This window comes from Silvania confinis, assembly GCF_025564085.1.
Classification (GTDB): Bacteria; Pseudomonadota; Gammaproteobacteria; order Enterobacterales; family Enterobacteriaceae; genus Enterobacter; species Enterobacter confinis.
In genome coordinates this window covers 1-24,190 of record NZ_JAMGZJ010000062.1, presented here as the reverse complement: position 1 = coordinate 24,190, position 24,190 = coordinate 1, and the positions used below count along the sequence as shown (strand labels likewise).

At 55.7% G+C, this 24,190-nt stretch carries 22 protein-coding genes; 15 read left to right on the top strand and 7 right to left on the bottom strand.

The genetic code is table 11. From position 1 onward, the window contains the following. Positions 1 to 89 precede the first annotated feature (89 nt). The 4 genes from M8013_RS01440 to M8013_RS01425 form a co-directional block, all read right to left on the bottom strand. Positions 90 to 926, bottom strand: a complete 837-nt coding sequence (locus M8013_RS01440; protein ID WP_271266062.1) for a PRD domain-containing protein — start codon at positions 924 to 926, stop codon at positions 90 to 92. A gap of 23 nt (positions 927 to 949) precedes the next feature. Further along, positions 950 to 2,413, bottom strand: a complete 1,464-nt coding sequence (locus M8013_RS01435) for a glycoside hydrolase family 1 protein (RefSeq protein WP_271266061.1) — start codon at positions 2,411 to 2,413, stop codon at positions 950 to 952. After that, entirely contained in the window at positions 2,413 to 4,224 is a 1,812-nt protein-coding gene (locus tag M8013_RS01430) for a beta-glucoside-specific PTS transporter subunit IIABC (protein WP_271266060.1), read from the bottom strand. Before M8013_RS01430 ends, M8013_RS01435 begins: the two co-directional genes overlap by 1 nt. A gap of 179 nt (positions 4,225 to 4,403) precedes the next feature. Further along, positions 4,404 to 5,210 carry a dienelactone hydrolase family protein gene (locus M8013_RS01425; RefSeq protein WP_271266059.1) on the bottom strand — a complete coding sequence of 269 codons (807 nt, stop codon included), beginning with the start codon at positions 5,208 to 5,210 and terminating at the stop codon, positions 4,404 to 4,406. Positions 5,211 to 5,460: 250 nt separating this feature from the next. On the opposite strand from M8013_RS01425, the gene udp reads away from it, so the two are divergent. The 9 genes from udp (at position 5,461) to tatD (ending at position 13,355) form a co-directional block, all read left to right on the top strand. Further along, a complete protein-coding gene (gene udp / locus M8013_RS01420) occupies positions 5,461 to 6,222 on the top strand; it encodes a uridine phosphorylase (RefSeq protein WP_271266058.1) in 762 nt (253 codons plus the stop codon). Between the two features lie 139 nt (positions 6,223 to 6,361). Continuing rightward, entirely contained in the window at positions 6,362 to 7,819 is a 1,458-nt protein-coding gene (rmuC, locus tag M8013_RS01415; protein WP_271266057.1) for a DNA recombination protein RmuC, read from the top strand. Positions 7,820 to 7,885: 66 nt separating this feature from the next. Next, positions 7,886 to 8,641, top strand: coding sequence for a bifunctional demethylmenaquinone methyltransferase/2-methoxy-6-polyprenyl-1,4-benzoquinol methylase UbiE (gene ubiE / locus M8013_RS01410; RefSeq protein ID WP_271266056.1), 756 nt, complete (start codon positions 7,886 to 7,888; stop codon positions 8,639 to 8,641). A gap of 13 nt (positions 8,642 to 8,654) precedes the next feature. Further along, positions 8,655 to 9,260: a ubiquinone biosynthesis protein UbiJ gene (ubiJ, locus tag M8013_RS01405; RefSeq protein ID WP_271266055.1), complete on the top strand. Its 606-nt coding sequence runs from the start codon at positions 8,655 to 8,657 to the stop codon at positions 9,258 to 9,260. Next, complete coding sequence (ubiB, locus tag M8013_RS01400) at positions 9,257 to 10,897, top strand: ubiquinone biosynthesis regulatory protein kinase UbiB (RefSeq protein WP_271266054.1); 1,641 nt, start codon at positions 9,257 to 9,259, stop codon at positions 10,895 to 10,897. The genes ubiJ and ubiB overlap by 4 nt, the downstream gene beginning before the upstream one ends. Before the next feature lie 75 nt (positions 10,898 to 10,972). Then, positions 10,973 to 11,233, top strand: coding sequence for a Sec-independent protein translocase subunit TatA (gene tatA / locus M8013_RS01395; RefSeq protein WP_271266053.1), 261 nt, complete (start codon positions 10,973 to 10,975; stop codon positions 11,231 to 11,233). Between the two features lie 3 nt (positions 11,234 to 11,236). Continuing rightward, positions 11,237 to 11,764, top strand: a complete 528-nt coding sequence (gene tatB, locus M8013_RS01390; protein ID WP_271266052.1) for a Sec-independent protein translocase protein TatB — start codon at positions 11,237 to 11,239, stop codon at positions 11,762 to 11,764. Positions 11,765 to 11,766: 2 nt separating this feature from the next. Continuing rightward, positions 11,767 to 12,531, top strand: coding sequence for a Sec-independent protein translocase subunit TatC (gene tatC / locus M8013_RS01385; RefSeq protein ID WP_271266051.1), 765 nt, complete (start codon positions 11,767 to 11,769; stop codon positions 12,529 to 12,531). A gap of 41 nt (positions 12,532 to 12,572) precedes the next feature. Next, positions 12,573 to 13,355 (top strand): 3'-5' ssDNA/RNA exonuclease TatD, encoded by a 783-nt coding sequence (gene tatD, locus M8013_RS01380; protein WP_271266050.1) that lies wholly within the window; start codon positions 12,573 to 12,575, stop codon positions 13,353 to 13,355. Here the strand turns inward: tatD and rfaH are convergent. After that, positions 13,352 to 13,843: a transcription/translation regulatory transformer protein RfaH gene (rfaH, locus tag M8013_RS01375; protein ID WP_271266049.1), complete on the bottom strand. Its 492-nt coding sequence runs from the start codon at positions 13,841 to 13,843 to the stop codon at positions 13,352 to 13,354. The two genes, tatD and rfaH, sit on opposite strands and share 4 nt — an antisense overlap. Positions 13,844 to 14,014: 171 nt before the next feature. Between rfaH and ubiD the strand changes: the two genes are divergently transcribed. Both ubiD and fre read left to right on the top strand, forming a co-directional pair. Beyond that, positions 14,015 to 15,511, top strand: coding sequence for a 4-hydroxy-3-polyprenylbenzoate decarboxylase (gene ubiD / locus M8013_RS01370; protein WP_271266048.1), 1,497 nt, complete (start codon positions 14,015 to 14,017; stop codon positions 15,509 to 15,511). 42 nt (positions 15,512 to 15,553) lie between these two features. After that, complete coding sequence (gene fre, locus M8013_RS01365) at positions 15,554 to 16,255, top strand: NAD(P)H-flavin reductase (RefSeq protein ID WP_271266047.1); 702 nt, start codon at positions 15,554 to 15,556, stop codon at positions 16,253 to 16,255. A gap of 105 nt (positions 16,256 to 16,360) precedes the next feature. Here fre and fadA read toward each other — a convergent pair whose 3' ends face one another. Beyond that, positions 16,361 to 17,524 (bottom strand): acetyl-CoA C-acyltransferase FadA, encoded by a 1,164-nt coding sequence (gene fadA / locus M8013_RS01360; RefSeq protein WP_271266046.1) that lies wholly within the window; start codon positions 17,522 to 17,524, stop codon positions 16,361 to 16,363. A 9-nt stretch (positions 17,525 to 17,533) separates the two neighbouring features. After that, on the bottom strand, positions 17,534 to 19,723 hold the full coding sequence (fadB, locus tag M8013_RS01355) for a fatty acid oxidation complex subunit alpha FadB (RefSeq protein ID WP_271266045.1): 2,190 nt from the start codon (positions 19,721 to 19,723) through the stop codon (positions 17,534 to 17,536). 187 nt (positions 19,724 to 19,910) lie between these two features. Here fadB and pepQ point away from each other — a divergent pair, with 187 nt between their 5' ends. Genes pepQ through hemG form a run of 4 tightly spaced genes read left to right on the top strand, consistent with a single transcriptional unit; the run spans position 19,911 to position 23,902 of the window. Further along, entirely contained in the window at positions 19,911 to 21,242 is a 1,332-nt protein-coding gene (gene pepQ, locus M8013_RS01350) for a Xaa-Pro dipeptidase (protein ID WP_271266044.1), read from the top strand. After that, a complete protein-coding gene (locus M8013_RS01345) occupies positions 21,242 to 21,856 on the top strand; it encodes an IMPACT family protein (RefSeq protein WP_271266043.1) in 615 nt (204 codons plus the stop codon). The genes pepQ and M8013_RS01345 overlap by 1 nt, the downstream gene beginning before the upstream one ends. A gap of 39 nt (positions 21,857 to 21,895) precedes the next feature. Further along, positions 21,896 to 23,347 carry a Trk system potassium transporter TrkH gene (gene trkH, locus M8013_RS01340; RefSeq protein ID WP_271266042.1) on the top strand — a complete coding sequence of 484 codons (1,452 nt, stop codon included), beginning with the start codon at positions 21,896 to 21,898 and terminating at the stop codon, positions 23,345 to 23,347. 12 nt (positions 23,348 to 23,359) lie between these two features. Beyond that, positions 23,360 to 23,902, top strand: a complete 543-nt coding sequence (gene hemG, locus M8013_RS01335) for a menaquinone-dependent protoporphyrinogen IX dehydrogenase (RefSeq protein ID WP_271266041.1) — start codon at positions 23,360 to 23,362, stop codon at positions 23,900 to 23,902. The last annotated feature ends 288 nt before the right edge of the window (positions 23,903 to 24,190 follow it).

The window sequence follows — 24,190 nt, the reverse complement described above, 5'->3', positions numbered from 1 at the left end:
CGCTCGATTGCCGGGCGGCGCTGGCGCTTGCCCGGCCTACAATTCACTGCGGTTGTAGGCCCGGTAAGGCGTAGCCGCCACCGGGCGATTTATGACTGCCCATCCATCAACCGGCTGATATGAATACTCAACCACGTCAGCTCATCTTTCGGTAAGGTGAGCTGGTATTTTTCCTGCACATAGTCGCGGATCACCCAGGCGACGGTCATCGCATCCGGGCGGTGGCGCATCAGCTCCTGATAAAAATCCTCGGTCTCGCTGACCACAATTTTCCCGCTTAACACCCGCTCGGCAAAATAGCGCAGATGGGTAATAAACCGCATGTAGTTCACCGACTGCGTATCAATGGATTTGCCCAGCTTGTAACGCACGATCTCGGCAATGCGGTTCACCAGTTCAACCTGCTGGTGAGCGGTACTGTCGTCGGTCTGACTGCTGGCGTTAATCAGATGGAAGGCAATATTCACCGCCTCATCTTCCGGCAGTTCAACTGCAAACAGGGCATTCACTTTGGATCGCGCCTGCATCCCCACGCTGTACTCCTGCGGGTAGTAGCGTTTCACTTCCCAGCTCAGCTTATTGAGGATTAGCTGCCCGTTACGGCTGCGCTCCACGGCAAAATGCAGGTGCTCGGCGAGGGTAAACAGCAGCACAGAATTGAGCTTGTCGCCGCAGATGCTGCGTGCCAGCGTCAGAATATCGTGGCTGATATCGAAGAATGCCGCAGGAATGGTATCCGTCAGCGATAAAAAGTGGCGGGATTTGAGATCGCTCAGCGGCAGAAAGACTTTCTCTACCTGCGCCAGATCGATGTTAGTGCCCGGTTTAGCGCCAAAGCCAATTCCCTTGCCAAACAGAATCATCTCGCGCTGGTCGTTATCAACCAGCAGCATGCTGTTGTTAAGCGATTTTTTTATCGTTATCACGTTTGTTCCTGCGGCCGGGCCGCTTAGCTCATGTCAGCGCCATTGCTGGCAATGACTCTCTGGTACCACCAGAAAGAATCTTTCTTCAGGCGCTTTAACGTACCTTTGCCTTCATCGTCCTGGTCGACATAAATAAAGCCGTAACGCTTGGACATCTGCGAGGTGCCGGCGCTGATAATGTCGATACAGCCCCAGGTGGTGAATCCCATCACATCCACCCCTTCATTAATAGCTGCCAACGTTTGCTCGAAGTGGGCGCGGAAATAGTCGATACGGTAGCTGTCGTGGATTTTGCCGTCTTCCACTGCGTCTTTGGCCCCCAGCCCGTTTTCCACAATAAACAGCGGCTTTTGGTAGCGGTCATACAGTTCGAGCAGGGAGATCTTCAGCCCCACCGGATCAATCTGCCAGCCCCATTCGGATGCAGGCAAGTACGGGTTTTTCACCCCGAGAATGGTATTGCCTGGAATGCGTTCAACGTCTGGCTGGGTCGATTCGGTCAGCGACATGTAGTAGCTAAAGGAGACGAAGTCGACGGTATGATCCTTCAGAATGCGTTGATCCTCGGCCTGCATGTCGATCTGAATATCACGACTGGCCAGATCGCGCAGGATCAGCGGCGGGTATTCGCCAAATACCTGCACGTCGGCATAGAAGTAGTTCTCCAGGTTTTTCTTCAATGTGGCTTCGACATCTTCCGGGCGGCAGCTGTGCGGGTAGGTGGTGAGCTTGGTCAGCATGCAGCCCACCTGGCTGCCCGGGATGATGTTATGGCAGTCGCGGGTGACCAGCGCAGAGGCGACAAACTGATGATGCAGACCCTGATATATGTCCTGCTTCGCTTTGCCTGGCAGGCTTTTCTCTTCCCGGATGCCCGCGGTGGTAAACGGGTGACGATGAATGCTGTCGATCTCATTAAAGGTCAGCCAGTAGCGCACCAGCTCTTTATAACGCTCGAAGCAGACCTTACTGAAGCGTACAAACGCATCTACCACGCTGCGATGCACCCAGCCGTTATATTTTTCGCTCAGCGCCAGCGGCATCTCGTAGTGGGAGAGCGTCACCAGCGGCTCAATGTTGTGCCGACGCAGCTCACGGAACATCCCTTCGTAATAGTGCAGACCCGCCTCGTTCGGCGCGGCGTCTTCGCCCGTCGGGAAGATGCGTGACCAGGCGATAGAGACGCGGAGCACCTTAAAGCCCATTTCGGCGAACAGGGCGATGTCATCTTTATAATGGTGATAGAAATCAATCCCCCGGCGTTTGGGGTACAGCGCGTCATTCTTGCCCTCAAAGGCGTCGCGGATGTTCTCATCGGTCAGCGCCATGTGGCCGTCATAGTCTTTCAGCGACAGATTGGGTTTCCAGGTGATGGCGTCAGCCACTGACGGCCCTTTGCCGTCAACGTTCCATGCCCCTTCGGCCTGATTAGCGGCAATCGCACCGCCCCATAAAAAACCTTGCGGAAACGGGAGGGATTTATCCATTACATGGACTCCTTAAGTGTCATGATGATATGCGGATGGGAGGATTTCTTGTGGGTATTGCCTGGTGTCAGCGAGAAGCGTTCGCCGTTAGTGACCACCATCATGACCACCGGATCAAGACCCGCGGCGGTGATGGTATCGAGGGAAAACTCAATTAAGGTGTCGCCGGTTTTTACCTGCTGACCCTCTTTTACCTTGGGATAGAAGCCTTCGCCCTGCAGCTTGATGGTGTCGATGCCAATATGGAAAATCAGTTCAACACCGGTGTCGGTAAGCAGGCTTAATGCGTGTCCGCTTTCAAATACGTTCACAACCGTGCCGTTCGCCGGGGCGCGCAGCACACCCTGCGAGGGAATAATCGCGATGCCGTCGCCCATGATTTTGCGCGAGAACACGTCGTCGTTAACGGTCTCCAGGGGAACGATTTGCCCTTCAACCGGACGGGTAAAGGCCAGCTCATCCTCTTTTTCGACCACTTTATCTCGCCACAGCAGCAGGGCGCTGATAAAGGCGATGACAAACGACAGCCCTGCGCCTGCAAAGGCCCAGACGATATTCAGCGGATTATCCGGCGAGACAAACATCGAGATACTGGCAAGCCCTGGTCCTACCAGCGCAAAGGCTTCGATTGCCATCCAGCCAATAAATGCCCCGCCCACCACGCTGCCCAGAATTACGCTGTAGAGCGCCTTTTTATTCAGCAGCGTCACGCCATACAGCGCCGGTTCGGTAATGCCGAACAGCGCGGAGATCCCGGCTGAGAAGGCGGTGGACTTCAGCACCTTGTCTTTGCTTTTGAGCGCAATCGCCAGGCAAGCACCCGATTCGGCAATGTTGTGCGCCAGCGAAGCAGGCAAGTAAAGCAGCTCCCGACCAAATTGGCTCATCGAGGCTACGGCGTAAGGCAGCATCGGTTTGTGCATCCCGGCGGCAACCATAAAGGGCAGGGCGGCGGCGAGCAGACCGGTCGCCACGAAGCCCAGTTTGCCGTACAGCCACAGGATCACCGTCGCCAGCCCGGCGCCCAGCTCATAGCCCAGCGGCCCCAGAATCAGCAGCGTGACCGGAACCGTGACCAGCAGGGAGAGCATCGGTGACAGAAAAATACGCAACGCGCCCGGCGAATAGCGGTTAAACAGCTTTTCCGTCTGGGCGTAAAACAGCACGCAGAGGATAGCCGGGAACACCTGTGAGGCGTAGGCCACATTGCGCAGGTCGAACGACATAAACTGCGCCCCGTCCGCCAGCTGTTTGGTCATCGCGGGCAGGACCATCACCGCCACGGCCGAGACTGCCACCAGCACGTTCACTTTTAGTTTGGTGGCGGTGGTGATCGCCACCAGGATTGGCAGGAAATAGAGCGGGGCCGAGCCGATGTTATCCAGCACCTTGTAAGTGGAACTGTCGCGGCTGAGCCAGCCCAGCACGTCCAGCAACAGCAGGAGCGATTTCAGCACCCCACCCCCGGCGATGGCCGGTACCAGCGGCTGGAACACGCTGATTACAAAATCCACCGCCTGCGCACCCCGGCTGGGGCGGGTGGTCACCTGCGGTGCATTGGCCTGCGGCTCACCCGCCAGCGAGCGTACGGCCTCGTAAACCTGTACGACCTCGTGGCCAATAATCACCTGGCACTGCACGTTAATGCGTACACCCAGCACACCGTCGATTTTTGCCAGCGCGGCCTCGTTGACCTTGCCGTTGTCGTACAGGCTCAGTCGCAGTCGGGTGGAGCAGTGTTCGATATGTTCGATATTTTCCGCGCCACCCACCTGGGTGATGATATCCAGCGCAGTCTGCAAGTGATTCATGTCTGGCCCCTGTCTCCAGAGCAAAAAAAAAGACCTGAAGCCCATCTCCCCCTGGAGGAGGAGATGGGCTTCAGGTCTTGCCTACGGATCGTAGTTACACGCCTGTGCTTTTTATATCGACCATATTGCGGCTGAAAGTCAAACAACCGCTGCGCCTGAGCGCGTGAATTGTGAGCGGCTTAACTCTTTTTCACGCCGTACTGGCTAAACCACGCCAACATGCGCTGCCAGCCATCTTGCGCTGATTCCTGGTGATAGCTCGGACGATAGTCGGCATTAAAAGCATGCCCCACACCGGGATAGACCACAATTTCTGCCGTCGCGTTTGCCGCGCGCAGAGCATGGCGCATGGTCTCGACGGTATCCTGCGGGATGCTGGTATCGTCGGCACCATACAGACCCAGCACCGGCGCGTTTAAATCGGTCGCGATATCCACCGGATGCTTCGGTGAGTTCAGCGTTTTTTCACCTACCAGCTTGCCGTACCACGCCACAGCCGCCTTGAGCTGCGGGTTGTGGGCGGCATACAGCCAGCTGATGCGCCCGCCCCAGCAGAAGCCGGTTGCCAGCAGGCGATGCGGATCGCCGCCATTACGCGATGCCCAGTTCGCCACGTGATCGAGATCGGCCAGCACCTGCGCATCCGGTACTTTCGTCACCAGATTGCTGAACAGGGTGGGGATGTCGCTGTAATCATTCGGATCGCCCTGGCGGAAATAGAGCTCCGGCGCCACCGCCAGATAGCCTTCCAGCGCCAGGCGACGGCACAGATCGCGGATGTGCTCGTGCACGCCGAAAATTTCCTGAATCACGATGACGATCGGCAGGCTGCCCTCCACATCTTGTGGACGAGCATAGTAAGCGGGCATGTTATCGCCCTGCGTCGGAATCGAGGTCTCTCCGGCACTAATCGCCGCGTTGGGCGTAGTGACGACGGTATCGGCCTGAGGGCCAGCAGCAGGTGCAAATTCAGTTTTTTCAGTCATGGCATTCTCCGTACCAATTAGCGCAAGGGTAAATATAGTCCGCAGGTAATGAATTCACAGTGCCCGAAACAGTCTATCTTTTGTGCAACGGATAGCGATATAACTTGTTAATGTGATGTAAATCACTATTTCATGGTAATTATATGCAATCAATTTCATTCATGGTGATGTCTGTCACGAAAAGAAGCCATGTGCTTCGGTAAAGTACCGTTTTACTTCTGCTGACAACCCGATCCACAGAGGAGTTTTTATGTCTAAGTCTGATGTTTTTCATCTCGGCCTCACTAAAAATGATTTACAAGGGGCCCAGCTCGCTATCGTCCCTGGCGATCCAGAGCGTGTGGAAAAGATCGCCGCGCTGATGGATAAGCCGGTTAAGCTGGCATCACATCGTGAATTCACTACCTGGCGTGCGGAGCTGGACGGTAAAGCCGTGATCGTCTGTTCTACCGGTATCGGTGGCCCGTCGACTTCTATTGCCGTTGAAGAGCTGGCCCAGCTGGGTATTCGTACCTTCCTGCGTATCGGGACTACCGGCGCAATCCAGCCACATATCAACGTCGGTGACGTTCTGGTGACCACGGCGTCTGTTCGTCTGGACGGCGCGAGCCTGCACTTTGCACCGATGGAATACCCGGCAGTGGCTGATTTCGAATGCACCACCGCCCTGGTTGAAGCAGCAAAATCGGTTGGTGCCACCACCCACATTGGCGTGACCGCGTCTTCCGATACCTTCTACCCAGGCCAGGAGCGCTACGACACCTTCTCCGGTCGCGTGGTAAACCGTTTCAAAGGCTCGATGGAAGAGTGGCAGTCCATGGGCGTGATGAACTATGAAATGGAATCCGCAACGCTGCTGACCATGTGCGCCAGCCAGGGCCTGCGCGCCGGGATGGTGGCGGGCGTGATCGTCAACCGCACCCAGCAGGAGATCCCGAACGCGGAGACCATGAAGAAGACCGAAAGCCACGCGGTGAAAATCGTGGTGGAAGCGGCTCGCCGCCTGCTGTAATTCCGTTCTCTCTTCAACAAAGGCCGACCTGTTCGGCCTTTTTCTTTGCGCAGCGCCTCGCAGAAAACCCTTTTCAAACTGGACGTTTATACAGCACAATTCTATTTTGTGCGGGTAATCGCTTGATGCCGGGGGCGTTGTGGATATTTCCATCTTAATGTATGCCGTTATTGCGCTGGTCAGCGTGGGAGTGGGTTGGCTGATGGCCAGCTATCAACATGCGCAGCAAAAGGCCGACCAGTTGCTCGAACGTGAAGAGATGGTGGCCGATCTGAGTGCGTTGAGACAACAAACGGCCCAGAGCGGGCACTGGCGCGATGAGTGCGAGCTGCTTAACAACGAGCTGCGTAATCTGCGGGATATCAACACCTCGCTGGAAGCCGACCTGCGCGAAGTCACCACCCGGCTGGAGTCGACGCAGCTGCATGCAGAAGACAAAATCCGCCAAATGATGAACAGCGAGCAGCGCCTGAGCGAGCAGTTCGAAAACCTGGCGAACCGCATCTTTGAGCACAGTAATCGCCGCGTCGATGAGCAAAACCGCCAGAGCCTGAACGGCCTGCTGACTCCCCTGCGCGAGCAACTGGATGGCTTTCGTCGCCAGGTGCAGGACAGCTTTGGTCAGGAATCGCGGGAGCGGCACACCCTCGCCCATGAAATTCGTAACCTCCAGCAGCTGAATGCGCAGATGGCACAGGAGGCGGTCAACCTGACCCGGGCGTTAAAAGGCGACAATAAAACCCAGGGCAACTGGGGAGAAGTGGTCCTGACTCGCGTACTTGAGGCCTCCGGCCTGCGCGAAGGCCATGAATATCAAACGCAAGTCAGCATAGAAACCGAGACCCGCTCGCGCATGCAGCCGGACGTTATCGTCCGTTTGCCGCAGGACAAAGACGTGGTCATCGACGCCAAAATGACGCTGGTGGCTTACGAGCGCTATTTCAATGCAGAAGACGACTACACCCGCGAGGCGGCGTTGCAGGAGCATATCGCCTCGGTGCGAAACCACATCCGCCTGCTGGGGCGCAAAGATTATCAACAACTGCCGGGGCTACGCTCGCTGGATTACGTCCTGATGTTTATCCCGGTCGAACCGGCCTTTTTACTGGCGCTGGATCGCCAGCCGGAGCTGATTTCCGAAGCGCTGAAAAATAACATTATGCTGGTCAGCCCTACCACGCTGCTGGTGGCGCTGCGCACCATTGCTAATCTGTGGCGCTACGAGCACCAAAGCCGTAATGCGCAGCAGATTGCTGACCGCGCCAGCCGCCTGTACGACAAAATGCGCCTGTTTGTCGATGACATGTCCTCGGTCGGGCAAAATCTTGACCGCGCCCAGGACAACTATCGCCAGGCGATGAAAAAGCTCACTTCCGGCCGGGGAAATCTGCTGGCGCAGGCCGAATCGTTCCGCAGTCTTGGCGTGGAGGTGAAGCGCGAGATTAATCCGGAATTGGTTGAGCAGGCGCTTTCGCAGGACGATGAGTATCGTTTGCGAGAGAGCACCTGCGCTCAAAATACAGACAACAAAGACAACGCGTTAGCGGATCCACACACGCCAACTGCACCCGCGGAACGATATTCCCAGGGTGGTTGAATCGTAGGGCAAATGCGCCCAATCTGTTACACTTCTCGAACATTTGACTGATAAGCAGGCTCTGAGATGGTTGAAGATTCACAAGACACAACGCACTTTGGCTTTCAGACTGTCGCTAAAGCGCAGAAAGCTGACATGGTGGCCCACGTATTCCATTCCGTGGCGGCGAAGTACGATGTAATGAATGACCTGATGTCATTCGGTATTCATCGCTTGTGGAAGCGCTTCACCATTGACTGCAGCGGCGTGCGTCGTGGTCAAACTGTGCTGGATCTGGCCGGAGGAACGGGCGATCTGACGGCAAAATTCTCGCGTCTGGTGGGTGAAACTGGCCGCGTGGTGCTGGCCGATATCAACGATTCGATGCTCAAAATGGGCCGTGAAAAACTGCGCAATATTGGCGTGGTGGGTAACGTCGAATACGTGCAGGCCAACGCCGAAGCGCTGCCTTTCCCGGACAACACCTTCGACTGCATCACCATCTCTTTCGGCCTGCGTAACGTCACCGACAAAGAGAAAGCGCTGCGCTCTATGTACCGCGTGCTGAAGCCGGGCGGTCGTCTGCTGGTGCTCGAGTTTTCCAAGCCGATTATCGAGCCGCTGAGCAAAGCCTACGATGCCTATTCGTTCCACATTTTGCCGCGTATTGGCGAAATGGTCGCCAACGACGCAGAAAGCTATCGCTATCTGGCTGAATCCATCCGTATGCACCCCAATCAGGACACCTTGAAAGCGATGATGCAGGATGCAGGTTTTGACAATGTTGATTACTTCAACCTGACGGCCGGTGTTGTTGCGCTGCATCGCGGTTACAAGTTCTGAGTGGAGGTGGCAGATGCCGTTTAAACCCTTGATTACAGCCGGTGTAGAAAACGTACTCAATACTTTTCTCTATCGCTCTGTGGCGTTAAAACCGGCGCGTCAGCGTCTGAACGGCAAAGTGCTGCGGGTGGTGTTAAAAGAGTTCACGACCCCGTTGGTGCTGGTGTTCAGCGAACGCCAGCTCGATGTGATGGGGGAATGGGAAGGCGAGGCCGACTGCTCCGTCATCACGCATATTAACGTGCTGCCAAAACTGCGCGATCGCCAACAGCTTACCGCGCTCATCCGCAGCGGTGAGTTGGAGGTCGAAGGCGATATTCAGGTGGTGCAAAACTTCGTCGCTTTGGCCGATCTGGCCGAGTTCGACCCGGCAGAACTGCTGGCCCCCTGGACAGGTGATATTGCCGCTGAGGGGATCAGCAAAGTGCTGCGCGGCGGGGCTTCCCTGCTGCAGAAAGGTTTTCAGCGCCAGCAGCGCTACGTGGCCGAAGTGATCACCGAAGAGTGGCGCATGGCCCCTGGCCCGCTAGAGGCAGCATGGTTCGCTGAAGAAACCGCCGCGGTTGAGCGTGCGGTCGATGTACTGACAAAACGGCTTGAAAAATTGGAGGGCAAATGACGCCTGGTGAAATTCGGCGCCTCTACTTTATCATTCGCACATTTTTGAGTTACGGGCTCGACGAGCTTATCCCCAAAATGCGTATCACACTGCCGCTGCGCCTCTGGCGGCGGACGCTGTTCTGGATACCTAATCGCCATAAGGACAAACTGCTTGGCGAGCGGCTGAGGCTGGCGCTGCAGGAGCTTGGTCCGGTGTGGATCAAGTTAGGTCAGATGCTCTCCACGCGTCGTGACCTGTTTCCGCCATCGATCGCCGATCAGCTGGCACTGCTGCAGGACAAGGTCGCCCCATTCGACGGCGCCCTGGCAAAGCAGCAGATCGAGAAAGCGATGGGTGATATTCCGGTTGAGAGCTGGTTCGATGATTTCGATATCCAGCCGCTGGCTTCGGCTTCTGTTGCGCAGGTGCATACCGCACGCCTGAAAGAAAACGGTAGAGAGGTGGTCATCAAGGTGATCCGCCCTGACATTCTGCCGGTCATCAAAGCGGACATGAAGCTCATCTATCGTCTGGCCCGCTGGGTGCCGCGTCTGCTGCCTGACGGTCGCCGCCTGCGTCCGATGGAAGTGGTGCGTGAATATGAAAAAACGCTGATTGATGAGCTGAATCTGCTGCGTGAATCGGCGAACGCCATACAACTGCGCCGTAACTTTGAAAACAGCCCAATGCTGTACGTGCCGGAAGTCTATTCCGACTACTGCAGCCAGAACATGATGGTGATGGAGCGTATCTACGGGATCCCGGTCTCGGATGTGGTGACGCTGGAACAGCAGGGCACCAACATGAAGCTGCTGGCCGAACGTGGGGTGCAGGTGTTCTTCACCCAGGTGTTCCGCGACAGCTTCTTCCATGCTGACATGCACCCAGGCAATATTTTCGTCAGCTACGAACACCCTGAAGATCCGCAGTACATCGGCATTGACTGCGGGATTGTCGGCTCGCTGAACAAAGAAGATAAGCGCTATCTGGCGGAAAACTTTATCGCCTTCTTCAACCGCGACTATCGCAAAGTGGCTGAGCTGCACGTGGATTCTGGCTGGGTTCCGCTGGATACCAATGTCGAGGAATTTGAGTTTGCCATTCGCACCGTCTGCGAGCCCATCTTTGAGAAGCCGCTGGCAGAGATCTCGTTTGGTCACGTTCTGCTGAATCTGTTCAATACTGCACGCCGCTTTAATATGGAAGTGCAGCCACAGTTAGTTTTACTCCAGAAAACATTACTTTACGTTGAAGGGGTGGGGCGGCAGCTCTATCCTCAGTTAGACTTATGGAAAACGGCCAAGCCGTTTCTTGAGTCGTGGATCAAGGATCAGGTTGGCTTACCCTCGCTGGTTCGCTCCTTGAAAGAGAAAGCGCCGTTCTGGATTGAAAAAATGCCCGAAATTCCGGAACTGGTGTATGACAGTTTGCGCCAGAGCAAAAAATTGCAGTACAGCGTGGATAAAATCGCCCACGAATTGCAAACAAACCATGTGCGTCAGGGTCAGTCCCGTTATCTGTTTGGGATTGGTGCGACGCTGTTATTAAGCGGCACGCTACTGCTGATCAATCGACCGGAGTGGGAATTTATGCCCGCCTGGTTGATGGCAGGCGGCGTAGTGGCCTGGTTGATAGGGTGGCGTAAAACGCGTTGAATTGCGTCGCTAACGCAGGGTCGCATAACGTATAATGCGACCTGGTTAATTAATCATCTATAACGAGGAAGATGTATGGGTGGTATCAGTATCTGGCAATTGTTGATCATTGCCGTCATCGTTGTGCTGCTGTTTGGGACCAAGAAACTGGGCTCCATCGGCTCCGATCTTGGCGCATCCATCAAAGGCTTCAAGAAAGCGGTCAGTGATGATGACGATAAAGATAAGCAGGAGAAAACCAGCCAGGACGCTGATTTCACTGCTAAATCAATCGCCGACAAACAAGACGACGCCAAAAAGGAAAACGCTAAACGCCACGACAACGAGCAGGTGTAATTCGTGTTCGATATCGGTTTTAGCGAACTGCTGCTGGTATTCGTGATTGGTCTCATTGTGCTGGGGCCTCAGCGTTTACCCGTGGCAGTCAAAACAGTTGCAGGCTGGGTACGCGCGCTGCGTTCGCTGGCGACGACGGTGCAGAATGAGCTGGCGCAAGAGCTTAAGCTGCAGGAGTTTCAGGACAGCCTGAAAAAAGTGGAGAAGGCGAGCCTGGATAACCTGACGCCTGAACTCAAAGCCTCGATGGATGAACTGCGCGAAGCAGCAGAATCCATGAAGCGCTCCTACAGCGTTAACGATCCGGAACAGGCGAGCGATGAAGCCAATACCATTCGTAATCCGCTGGTCAAAGACAACGAAGCGCAGCATGAAGGCGTAACGCCTGCCAGCGCCGAGCATCAGGCCAGTGCGCCAGAGCAGACGCCGACAGAACCGCCCATCCAGAAGCAAGAAAAGACGGCAGCCTCAGCAGCATCAAAACCTGCGCCCGTTGCCGAACCGTCTTCCTCGTCGAGTGATAAATCGTAAACATGGCAGTAGAAGAAACTCAACCGCTGATTGCGCACCTGATCGAGCTGCGTAAACGCCTGCTGAACTGCATTATTGCGGTTTGTCTCATTTTCTTAGGGCTGGTCTATTTCGCCAATGACATCTATCAGGTGGTCTCTGCGCCCCTGATCAAGCAGATGCCGCTGGGCGCAACCATGATTGCCACCGACGTCGCCTCGCCGTTCTTCACGCCGATTAAGCTCACCTTCTGGGTGTCGCTGATTGCCTCTGCGCCGGTGATCCTCTATCAGGTCTGGGCGTTTATCGCCCCCGCGTTGTATAAGCATGAACGCCGGCTGGTGATCCCACTGCTGGTTTCCAGCTCCCTGCTGTTTTATATCGGCATGGCGTTTGCCTACTTCGTTGTCTTCCCGCTGGCGTTTGGCTTCCTGGCAAATACCGCGCCGGTAGGTGTCCAGGTCTCGACCGATATTGCGAGTTATCTGAGCTTCGTGATGGCGCTGTTTATGGCCTTCGGCGTCGCCTTTGAGGTTCCGGTCGCTATCGTGCTGATGTGCTGGGTGGGAATAACGACCCCGGACGATCTGCGTAACAAACGCCCGTACATTCTGGTGGGGGCCTTCGTTGTCGGCATGCTGCTGACGCCGCCGGATGTTTTCTCGCAGACCCTGCTGGCGATACCGATGTATTGTCTGTTTGAGGTCGGCCTGTTCTTCTCGCGCTTCTATGTCGGTAAGCGGCGAGCGGATCACGACGACGAGTCGGAACACACCACTGAAGAATAATACCAGCCGCCCGTCAGGGCGGTTGTCATATGGGAGACAGCATGTTTGATATCGGTCTGAACCTGACCAGCCCGCAGTTTGCGCACGATAGCGATGAGGTCGTCGCCCGGGCGTTCGACGCTGGGGTTAATGGCCTGCTGCTGACGGGGACCAATCTTCATGAAAGTGAACAGGCGCAACAGCTGGCGCAGCGCTATGCCCACTGCTGGTCTACCGCCGGCGTTCACCCCCATGACAGCAGCCAGTGGGGGCCGGAAAGCGCTGACGCCCTGCGGGCCCTGGCCGCTTCGCCTGAGGTGGTGGCTATCGGGGAATGTGGTCTCGATTTTAACCGTAACTTCTCCACGCCCGCTGAGCAGGAATACGCTTTTAACGCCCAGCTGGCGCTGGCGGCAGAGCTGAACATGCCGGTGTTTATGCACTGCCGGGATGCACACGAACGTTTTCTGGCGCTGCTTGAACCCTGGCTGGATAAACTGCCGGGTGCAGTCCTGCACTGTTTTACCGGTTCCCGGCAGGAAGCGCTGGACTGTCTGGAACGCGGGTTGTATCTGGGGATCACCGGCTGGGTCTGTGATGAACGACGCGGGCTGGAACTGCGCGAGTTACTCCCGGTTATCCCGGCCGATCGCCTGCTCATCGAGACGGATGCCCCGTATCTGCTGCCACGCGATCTCAGCCCAAAACCTAAATCGCGGCGCAATGAACCGGCTTATCTGGGACATATCGTTGAGCGGATCGCCCACTGGCGTGGAGAAGAGACACAGCGGCTGGCGGAGCAGACGGATGACAACGTACGCCGCCTGTTTGGCGTACAGTTTTAAGTTTTACGGAAACTGGTGTTTTTCACGCTCTGCAAAACGTCTTTATTCAATAAGTTGAGCAGCAGCATGGAGCGGGCTTCGCCGTCTGGCTCAGCGAAAATAGCGACCAGTCCTTCGAACGCGCCTTCGGTGATCACCACATTGTCACCGGAGAAGGGCGTATCGGGATCGGTAATGCCTTCTGGCTGCTTGTAGACGGATAGCTGATGAATAACGGTAGAGGGCACCATTGCCGGGTGTGCACCAAAACGCACGAAGTGGCTTACACCGCGCGTCGCATTGATAGTGGTGGTGTGAATAACCTCAGGGTCAAACTCGACAAACAGATAGTTAGGAAACAGCGGTTCGCTGACCGTCGTGCGCTTACCACGGAGCATTTTTTCCAGCGTAATCACCGGCGTCAGGCAGTTCACCGCCTGACGTTCAAGATGTTCCTGAGCACGTTGAAGTTGCCCACGCTTGCAATACAGTAAATACCAGGCCTGCATAATGACTCTTTTCCGCTTTTTATGTGGGCAAGCATATCAAAACCCTGGCGCGATGGCTAAGTTGATTATAATGGCGAAACGGCGCTGTAACCGTGAATCTTTACGCTAATTTAACAAAACTACAGCATCACGCAGTCTTACACCGTATAATGAAGCGCTTACAGAGAGGCCATGACTAACTTCATGAAATACAACGATCTACGCGACTTCCTGGCACTGCTGGAAAAGCAGGGCGAACTTAAACGCATCACCCTTCCTGTTGACCCTATTCTGGAGATGACAGAGATTGCCGACCGCACCCTGCGGGCGGGCGGGCCGGCGCTTCTGTTTGAAAACCCGAAAGGCTATACCATGCCGGTGCTCTGTAACCTGTTTGGCACCCCAAAACGCGTGGCGATGGGGATGGGGCAGGAGGATGTCGGTGCGTTGCGTGAAGTGGGTAAGCTGCTGGCCTTTCTGAAAGAGCCCGAGCCGCCGAAAGGTTTTCGCGATCTCTTTGATAAGTTGCCACAGTTTAAGCAAGTCCTGAACATGCCGACCAAACGGCTGCGCGGTGCGCCTTGTCAGCAGAAAATCGTGGAAGGTGAGGCGGTTGATCTGACGCGCATTCCCATCATGCAGTGCTGGCCAGAAGATGCCGCGCCGCTGATTACCTGGGGCTTGACCGTCACTCGCGGCCCGCACAAAGAGCGTCAGAACCTCGGTATCTATCGCCAACAGCTGATTGGCAAAAACAAATTGATTATGCGCTGGCTGTCGCATCGCGGCGGCGCGCTTGATTTCCAGGAGTGGTGTGCCGCTCATCCAGGTGAACGCTTCCCGGTCGCGGTTGCGCTGGGTGCCGATCCGGCCACCATTCTGGGTGCCGTTACGCCGGTGCCGGACACCCTCTCTGAATATGCCTTTGCCGGGCTGTTGCGCGGCACCAAAACTGAAGTGGTGAAGTGCATTTCCAACGATCTGGAAGTGCCCGCCAGCGCGGAGATCGTGCTCGAAGGCTATATCGAGCCAGGCGAAATGGCACCGGAAGGCCCGTATGGCGACCACACCGGTTATTACAACGAAGTGGACAGCTTCCCGGTCTTTACCGTCACGCACATCACTCAGCGTGAAGATGCGATTTACCATTCCACCTACACGGGCCGTCCGCCGGATGAGCCCGCAGTTCTCGGCGTTGCGCTTAACGAAGTGTTCGTGCCGATCCTGCAAAAGCAGTTCCCGGAAATTGTCGATTTCTACCTGCCGCCGGAAGGCTGCTCATACCGCCTGGCCGTGGTGACCATCAAGAAGCAGTATGCGGGTCACGCAAAACGGGTGATGATGGGCGTATGGTCTTTCCTGCGCCAGTTTATGTACACCAAGTTTGTGATCGTCTGTGATGATGACGTCAACGCCCGCGACTGGAATGACGTGATCTGGGCTATCACTACGCGAATGGATCCGGCGCGCGACACCGTGTTAGTTGAAAATACGCCAATTGATTATCTGGATTTTGCCTCGCCGGTTTCCGGCCTTGGCTCGAAAATGGGACTGGATGCCACTAATAAATGGCCCGGCGAGACTCAGCGTGAATGGGGCCGTCCGATCAAAAAAGATCCCGAAGTGACGGCGCGTATTGACGCCATCTGGGACGAACTGGCCATACTGAATAACGGTAAAGATGCCTGACGCAGCCGTTAAGCCCTATAGACTTCCCGACAGAGAGAGCGAATGACAACCTTAAGCTGTAAAGTGACCTCGGTAGACGCTATCACCGACACCGTATATCGCGTCCGTTTAGTGCCTGAAGCGGCGTTCTCCTTCCGTGCTGGCCAGTATCTGATGGTAGTGATGGATGAGCGGGATAAGCGCCCTTTCTCAATGGCGTCCACGCCGGATGAGCAAGAATTTATCGAGCTGCACATTGGGGCGTCAGAGCTCAACCTGTATGCGATGGCGGTGATGGATCGCATCCTGAAAGAGAGTGAAATCGAGATTGATATTCCGCACGGCGAAGCCTGGCTGCGCGATGACGAAGAGCGTCCGCTGATCCTGATTGCGGGCGGCACCGGTTTCTCTTACGTGCGCTCCATTCTGCTGACGGCGCTGGCGCGTAATCCGGACCGTGATATCACCATTTACTGGGGTGGCCGCGAAGAGAAGCACCTTTACGATCTCTCTGAACTGGAATCGCTGAGCATTACGCACCCGAATCTGCGCGTTGAGCCGGTGGTCGAACAGCCGGAAGAGGGTTGGCGTGGTCGCAGCGGGACGGTGTTAACGGCAGTGCTGCAGGATCATGGCACGCTGGTTAACCACGATATCTATATTGCGGGCCGCTTCGAAATGGCAAAAATTGCCCGGGATCTGTTCTGCAACGAACGCCAGGCGCGTGAAGATCGTCTGTTCGGCGATGCGTTTGCCTTTATCTGAGCATAAAAAAACCCGCCCCTGACGGGCGGGAAAAACGGCAACTAAACTCTCTCTCTTCGCCAACGCAGTGATGGCTTCATTGGCGAAGAGATACCTTTCGTCGATTTATACTCGCTCAAATACCGTCGCAATCCCCTGACCTAACCCGATACACATGGTCGCCAGACCAAACTGGGCATCCTTGCGTTCCATCAGGTTGATTAGCGTGGTGCTGATGCGCGCCCCGGAGCAACCCAGCGGGTGACCCAGAGCAATGGCACCGCCATTGAGGTTAATCTTTTCGTCAATCTGATCCATCAGCCCCAGATCTTTAATGCAGGGCAGGATCTGTGCGGCAAACGCTTCGTTCATCTCGAACACGTCGATATCGCTGGCGGCAAGCCCGGCCTTTTTCAGCGCCAGTTTCGACGCCGGAACCGGACCGTAGCCCATAATCGACGGATCGCAGCCAACAACCGCCATTGAGCGGATGCGCGCGCGCGGCGTCAGACCCAATTCGCGGGCACGGCTTTCACTCATCACCAGCATCGCCGCAGCACCATCGGAGAGGGCAGAAGAGCTGCCCGCCGTCACGGTTCCGGTCACAGGATCAAAGGCCGGTCGCAGCGTGGAGAGTGCTTCCACCGTGGTTTCCGGGCGGATCACTTCGTCAAAGTAAAACTGCTTCAACACGCCGTCCACGTCGTGGCCACCGGTCGGCAGAATTTCATTTTTAAAGGCACCGGACTGGGTGGCGGCCCAGGCGCGAGCGTGAGAGCGGGCAGCAAAGCTGTCCTGCATCTCGCGGCTGATGCCGTGGAGACGGGAGAGCATTTCTGCCGTCAGGCCCATCATGCCCGCGGCTTTTGCCACGGTGCGACTCATGCCGGGGTGGAAATCGACGCCGTGGCTCATCGGGACGTGGCCCATGTGTTCCACGCCACCAATCATGCACACCTGCGCGTCACCGGTCATGATCATGCGAGCCGCATCGTGCAGGGCCTGCATCGACGAACCACACAGGCGGTTAACCGTGACGGCCGGCACCGAGTGCGGGATTTCCGCCAGCAGAGCCGCGTTACGGGCAATGTTAAAACCCTGCTCCAGCGTCTGCTGCACGCAGCCCCAGTAGATATCGTCAATCGCGGTGGCAGCAAGCGCCGGATTTCTCGACAGCAGGCTACGCATCAGATGTGCGGAGAGATCTTCTGCACGTACGTTACGGAATGCGCCGCCCTTCGAACGGCCCATCGGGGTGCGAATTGCATCGACAATGACAACCTGTTCCATTGTGACTCCTTAAGCCGTTTTCAGTGCGCCGACCGGACGGGCAGGCTCAACCGGGGGATAGTACGCTTCGTTATGGCGCGCTTTGTTACGCAGGCCATCCGGTACCTGATACAGTGCACCCAAATGTGCATACTGCTGCGTCATATCGAGATATCTGGCGCTGCCAATGGTATCCAGCCAGCGGAACGCGCCGCCGTGGAACGGCGGGAAGCCAAGGCCGTAGACCAGCGCCATATCCGCTTCAGCAGGGCTTTCGATAATGCCCTCTTCCAGACAACGCACCACTTCGTTGACCATTGGGATCATCATGCGGGCGATAATCTCTTCGTCGCTGAAATCGCGCTTCGCCTGGCTTACCTCGGCCAGCAGGCCATCCACGGCCGCATCCTCTTCTTTCTTCGGTTTGCCTTTGCTGTCTTCTTTATAACGCCAGAAGCCAAGGCCATTTTTCTGACCAAACCGGTTGGACGCGAACAGCGCGTCGATAGCGTCGCGGTAATCTTTCTCCATCCGTTGCGGGAAGCCCGCTGCCATCACCGCCTGGGCGTGATGCGCAGTATCAATGCCGACCACGTCAAGCAGATAAGCCGGGCCCATCGGCCAGCCGAACTGCTTCTCCATGACTTTGTCGATTTTGCGGAAGTCGGCACCATCGCGCAGCAGCTGGCTGAAACCGGCAAAATACGGGAACAGCACGCGGTTAACGAAGAAGCCCGGGCAGTCATTCACCACAATCGGGGTTTTACCCATCTTGCTGGCCCACGCCACCACTTTGGCGAGGGTTTCGTCGGAGGTTTTTTCCCCGCGAATCACTTCAACCAGCGGCATCCGGTGTACCGGGTTAAAGAAGTGCATCCCGCAGAAGTTTTCCGGGCGTTTGAGTACGCTGGCCAGCTCGTTAATCGGAATGGTGGAGGTGTTGGAGGCCAGTACGGTATCCGGGCGCACCTTATCTTCGGTCTCTGCCAACACGGCTTTTTTGATTTTCGGGTTTTCGACCACCGCTTCAACGACAACATCAACGCGATCGAAACCGCTGAAGTCCAGCGTCGGATGAATGGTTGCAATCACCCCGGAAAGCTTCAGACCGTCGATTTTGCCGCGCTCGAGCTGCTTATTCAGCAGCTTGGCGGCTTCGGTCATCCCCAGCGTCAGCGATTTGTCGCTGATATCTTTCATGACGACCGGGACGCCTTTCCACGCAGACTGGTAAGCGATGCCGCCGCCCATAATGCCCGCGCCCAGTACCGCGGCGTATTTTGGCGTCTCGACGTTTTTGGTGAGCTGCTTCGCTTTGCCCTTCACGTACTGATCGTTGAGGAAAATCCCGACCAGCGCGCGGGCTTCACTGGTGTGCGCCAGCGGAACGAAGCTTTGGTTTTCGAGTTTGAGTGCTTCTTCACGGCCATGCTTCGCCGCCGCTTCAATGGTTTTCACCGCCGTGATCGGTGCCGGGTAGTGTTTACCCGCCGTCTGCATCACCATCCCTTTGGCGATGGTGAAGCTCATGGTGGCTTCAATCTTGCTTAAATGCAGGGGTTCCAGCTTCGGCTGGCGTTTTGCTTTCCAGTCCAGATCGCCGTTAATCGCCTGACGCAGGATGGTCACGGCTCCTTCTAACAGTTTTTCAGGTTTGACGACCCCGTCAACCAGCCCAAGTTTTAAGGCCTGATCGGCACCGACATCTTTACCGGCGGCAATGATCTCAAGCGCGCTATCGGCACCCAGCAGACGCGGCAGACGCACAGAACCGCCAAAGCCCGGCATAATGCCCAGCTTGGTTTCCGGCAGACCGATGCGCAGATCCGGCGTCGCCAGACGGTAATCTGTCGCCAGCACGCACTCGCAGCCGCCGCCCAGCGCATAGCCATTCACCGCAGAGATTGTCGGGACCGGCAGATCTTCGAGGCGGTTAAAGACGCTGTTGGCAAAATGCAGCCACTGGCTCAACTGCTCCTGCGGAACCTGGAACAGGGAGAGGAATTCGGTGATGTCTGCCCCGACGATAAACGCCGCTTTTTCTGAGCGCAGCAGCAGACCTTTTAAGTCGGATTGTTTTTCCAGAACGTCCAGCGCATGGCCAAGACTGGCCACCGTCGCAGTGTCCAGCTTATTCACTGAGCCGGGGGCGTCGAACACCAGTTCGGCAATGCCACCTTCCAGCCAGTCTACGTACAGGGTGTCGCCTTTGTAGAGCATGTCAGTCTCCTGAATCCAGCAATAGGATCTGGTCATACCAGATGAATCGGAGTGTGGGATTTATGTTAATAAAATGCAAATTACTCATTAAATAATTGTAGGCTCGATCACGCTCGGTGCAGATCACGCAGCTTTTCTGAGGTGTGCTAAGATGCGGTGACTTGAGGTCAAAACAAAAGGAACTAAGATGGACTCACTGGCCGCGCTGTATAAGAATCATATTGTTACGTTACAGGAACGTACTCGCGACGTACTGGCTCGTTTTAAGTTGGATGCGCTGCTCATCCACTCTGGCGAACTGTTCAATGTCTTTCTCGACGATCACGCTTATCCGTTTAAGGTTAATCCGCAATTTAAAGCCTGGGTACCGGTAACGCAGGTTCCCAATTGTTGGTTGCTGGTGGATGGCGTGAACAAGCCGAAACTGTGGTTCTATCTGCCGGTTGATTACTGGCACAACGTGGAGCCGCTGCCGACCTCCTTCTGGACGGAAGACATTGAGGTTATCGCGCTGCCGAAAGCAGACGGAATTGGCAGCCAGCTGCCTGCCGATCGTGGCAACATCGCCTATATCGGACCAGTACCTGAACGTGCGCGCGGCCTCGACATTACGGCGGATAACGTCAACCCGAAAGGCGTGATCGATTACCTGCATTATTACCGCTCTTATAAGACCGACTATGAACTGGCGTGCATGCGTGAAGCGCAAAAAACGGCGGTCAACGGCCATCGTGCGGCGCACGAAGCGTTTCTGTCCGGCATGAGCGAGTTCGATATCAACCAGTCTTACCTGACGGCCACTGGCCACCGTGATACTGACGTGCCGTACAGCAATATTGTGGCTCTGAATGAACACGCGTCGGTGCTGCATTACACCAAACTCGATCACCGTGCTCCGTCCGAAATGCGCAGCTTCCTGCTGGATGCCGGGGCGGAATACAACGGATATGCCGCTGACCTGACCCGTACCTGGGCCGGTAACAGCGATACCGAGTTTGCTACGTTGATCAAAGATGTCAATGAAGAGCAACTGGCCCTGATTGCTACCATGAAGGCTGGCGTGAGCTACGTTGATTACCATATCCAGTTCCATCAGCGCATTGCGAAGCTGCTGCGTAAACATCAGATCCTCAATGACATGAGCGAAGAGGCGATGGTCGAAAACGACCTGACCGGGCCGTTTATGCCGCACGGTATCGGCCACCCGCTGGGTCTGCAGGTGCACGACACCGCAGGCTTTATGCAGGATGACACCGGCACGCATCTGGCGGCACCGTCGAAGTATCCTTATTTGCGCTGTACCCGTATCCTGCAGCCGCGCATGGTGCTGACTATTGAGCCGGGTATCTACTTTATCGAGTCTCTGCTTGCGCCGTGGCGTGAAGGGCAGTTCAGCAAACACTTCAACTGGCAGAAAATTGACGCGCTGAAGCCGTTTGGCGGGATCCGTATCGAAGATAACGTGGTGATCCACGAGCACGGTACAGAAAACATGACGCGAGATTTAAAGCTGGCGTAATGGAAAGCTGGCTCATACCGGCAGCGCCGGTCACCTTTACGGAAGAGATCAAGAAAAGCCGTTTCATCACGCTGTTGGCGCATACCGACGGCGTGGAGTCAGCAAAAGCCTTTATTGAGTCAGTACGCGCGGAACATCCTGACGCCCGCCACCACTGTGTGGCGTGGGTGGCCGGGCCGCCTGACGATTCGCAAAAGCTCGGTTTCTCGGATGACGGTGAACCGGCGGGCACGGCGGGCAAGCCGATGCTCTCTCAGCTAATGGGCAGTGGGGTTGGTGAAATTACCGCCGTGGTAGTGCGCTACTACGGCGGCGTCTTGTTAGGTACGGGTGGGCTGGTGAAGGCCTATGGCGGCGGTGTCCAGCAGGCGCTCAATCTCCTCACGACGCTCCGCAAAACGCCGTTAACCGAATATACTTTATTGTGTGATTACGCCCAGTTATCCGGCATCGAAGCGCTGTTGAAGCTTTATCAGGGTCTGATTGTCCACAGTGATTACCAGGCCACGGTGCAACTGCGGGTGGCGTTGCCTCAGGTATCGCTTCCGGCGTTTTCAGCAAAACTGGCTGATTTTAGTCGTGGCGCGTTGCAATTACGGTCGATTGAAGAATAATCCCCCCCTTACTTATTGAATACCTAAGGAAGCGGCAGAATGCATTTTCGTGCCATAACCCGAATCGTTGGATTGTTGGTCATATTGTTTTCCGGGACGATGATTCTCCCGGGACTGGTGGCGCTTATTTATCGGGATGGTGCGGGCCGCGCCTTTACACAGACCTTTTTTGTCGCGCTGGTGATTGGCTCCCTGCTGTGGTGGCCTAACCGCCGGGAAAAAGGCGAGCTGAAATCCCGCGAAGGTTTTCTTATCGTGGTGCTGTTCTGGACCGTACTGGGCAGCGTGGGTGCGTTGCCCTTTATCTTTTCTGAACGACCCAATTTAACCGTCACTGATGCATTCTTTGAATCCTTTTCCGGGCTGACCACCACGGGTGCGACCACGCTGGTGGGGCTGGACTCGCTTCCTCACGCCATCCTCTTTTACCGGCAGATGCTGCAGTGGTTCGGCGGTATGGGGATCATCGTTTTAGCCGTGGCTATTCTGCCTATTCTGGGCGTCGGGGGGATGCAGCTGTACCGTGCTGAAATGCCGGGGCCGCTGAAAGACAATAAAATGCGCCCGCGCATTGCCGAAACAGCGAAAACGCTGTGGTTCATTTATGTGCTGTTAACCATCGCCTGTGCGCTGGCACTCTGGTTCGCCGGGATGCCAGCCTTTGATGCAATAGGCCACAGCTTTGCCACCATCGCGATTGGCGGGTTCTCGACGCATGATGCCAGCATTGGCTATTTCGATAGCCCAACAATCAACACCATTATTGCTATCTTCCTGCTGATCTCCGGCTGTAACTATGGTCTGCACTTCTCTTTATTAAGTGGCCGTAACCTGAAGGTGTACTGGCGCGATCCGGAATTTCGGATGTTTATCGGCGTGCAGCTCACGCTGGTGATCATCTGTACGCTGGTGCTGTGGCTGCACGATGTCTACAGCTCAGCATTGACGACGGTAAATCAGGCCTTCTTCCAGGTGGTGTCAATGGCGACCACCGCTGGCTTCACAACCGACAGTATTGCCCGCTGGCCGCTGTTCCTGCCGGTGCTGTTACTCTGCTCTGCATTTATTGGCGGGTGTGCCGGGTCGACGGGGGGCGGGTTAAAGGTGATCCGCATTCTCTTACTGTTTAAACAGGGCAACCGCGAGCTTAAGCGCCTGGTGCATCCTAATGCGGTTTATAGCATTAAGCTTGGCAACCGCGCGCTGCCGGAGCGCATCCTCGAAGCGGTGTGGGGTTTCTTCTCTGCTTATGCGCTGGTATTTATCGTCAGTATGCTGGCGATTATTGCAACGGGTGTCGATGACTTCTCGGCGTTTGCCTCTGTCGTCGCCACGCTGAATAACCTTGGACCCGGGCTTGGCGTGGTGGCTGATAACTTTGCCAGCATGAATCCAACCGCGAAGTGGATCCTGATTGCCAACATGCTGTTCGGACGTCTTGAGGTCTTTACGCTGTTGGTCCTCTTTACGCCAACCTTCTGGCGCGAATAAAGGGAGTTGTTTGTGAAAACATTAATTCTATTTTCCACGCGTGACGGACAAACGCGTGAGATTGCAGCTTACCTGGCATCAGAGCTTAAAGAGCAGGGCATCTATGCCGATGTCGTTAATCTGAACCGCACGCAAGAGATTGCCTGGCAAGAGTATGACCGCGTGGTGATCGGCGCATCGATTCGCTATGGTCATTTCCATCCCGCAGTGGACCGTTTTGTGAAAAAGCATGCGGCAATGCTGAATGACCTGCCGAGCGCTTTCTATTCTGTGAACCTGGTGGCGCGTAAAGCAGAAAAGCGTACGCCGCAGACCAACAGCTACACGCGGAAGTTTTTGCTGAGCTCTCCCTGGCATCCAATGGTGAGTGCGGTCTTTGCGGGGGCGCTGCGTTATCCGCGTTATCGCTGGTACGATCGCTTTATGATTCGCCTCATTATGAAGATGACGGGCGGTGAAACCGATACGCGTAAAGAAGTGGTCTACACAGACTGGTCCCAGGTTGCCAGTTTTGCCCATCAGATAGCGCATTTAACCCGCGATTCGCGGCTTTAATAAACGTAAAGACCGAAAAGTAAGCGAACGAAAAACTTTTTCATATTTATGCTTGTCACCGCCGAAGAACTCCCTATAATGCGCCTCCACTGACACGGAACAACGGATTACAAACCGCCGTGGCAGCAGGGGTTCAGCGATGAACGCCGACAGAGAAAAGTGAAAATAAACGCTTGACTCTGAATGAGGAAAACGTATTATACGGGACCTCGCAACGGTGAGCGAAAGCCGCGTTGCACTGCTCTTTAACAATTTATCAGACAATCTGTGTGGGCACTCAAAGTGACA

Excerpts from the sequence above, each read along its gene's own strand:
- M8013_RS01435 (WP_271266061.1), bottom strand. The coding sequence starts at position 2,413 with ATGGATAAATCCCTCCCGTTTCCGCAAGGTTTTTTATGGGGCGGTGCG.
- M8013_RS01430 (WP_271266060.1), bottom strand. The coding sequence starts at position 4,224 with ATGAATCACTTGCAGACTGCGCTGGATATCATCACCCAGGTGGGTGGC.
- M8013_RS01425 (WP_271266059.1), bottom strand. The coding sequence starts at position 5,210 with ATGACTGAAAAAACTGAATTTGCACCTGCTGCTGGCCCTCAGGCCGAT.
- udp (WP_271266058.1), top strand. The coding sequence starts at position 5,461 with ATGTCTAAGTCTGATGTTTTTCATCTCGGCCTCACTAAAAATGATTTA.
- ubiE (WP_271266056.1), top strand. The coding sequence starts at position 7,886 with ATGGTTGAAGATTCACAAGACACAACGCACTTTGGCTTTCAGACTGTC.
- ubiJ (WP_271266055.1), top strand. The coding sequence starts at position 8,655 with ATGCCGTTTAAACCCTTGATTACAGCCGGTGTAGAAAACGTACTCAAT.
- ubiB (WP_271266054.1), top strand. The coding sequence starts at position 9,257 with ATGACGCCTGGTGAAATTCGGCGCCTCTACTTTATCATTCGCACATTT.
- tatA (WP_271266053.1), top strand. The coding sequence starts at position 10,973 with ATGGGTGGTATCAGTATCTGGCAATTGTTGATCATTGCCGTCATCGTT.
- tatC (WP_271266051.1), top strand. The coding sequence starts at position 11,767 with ATGGCAGTAGAAGAAACTCAACCGCTGATTGCGCACCTGATCGAGCTG.
- tatD (WP_271266050.1), top strand. The coding sequence starts at position 12,573 with ATGTTTGATATCGGTCTGAACCTGACCAGCCCGCAGTTTGCGCACGAT.
- rfaH (WP_271266049.1), bottom strand. The coding sequence starts at position 13,843 with ATGCAGGCCTGGTATTTACTGTATTGCAAGCGTGGGCAACTTCAACGT.
- ubiD (WP_271266048.1), top strand. The coding sequence starts at position 14,015 with ATGACTAACTTCATGAAATACAACGATCTACGCGACTTCCTGGCACTG.
- fre (WP_271266047.1), top strand. The coding sequence starts at position 15,554 with ATGACAACCTTAAGCTGTAAAGTGACCTCGGTAGACGCTATCACCGAC.
- fadA (WP_271266046.1), bottom strand. The coding sequence starts at position 17,524 with ATGGAACAGGTTGTCATTGTCGATGCAATTCGCACCCCGATGGGCCGT.
- fadB (WP_271266045.1), bottom strand. The coding sequence starts at position 19,723 with ATGCTCTACAAAGGCGACACCCTGTACGTAGACTGGCTGGAAGGTGGC.
- pepQ (WP_271266044.1), top strand. The coding sequence starts at position 19,911 with ATGGACTCACTGGCCGCGCTGTATAAGAATCATATTGTTACGTTACAG.
- M8013_RS01345 (WP_271266043.1), top strand. The coding sequence starts at position 21,242 with ATGGAAAGCTGGCTCATACCGGCAGCGCCGGTCACCTTTACGGAAGAG.
- trkH (WP_271266042.1), top strand. The coding sequence starts at position 21,896 with ATGCATTTTCGTGCCATAACCCGAATCGTTGGATTGTTGGTCATATTG.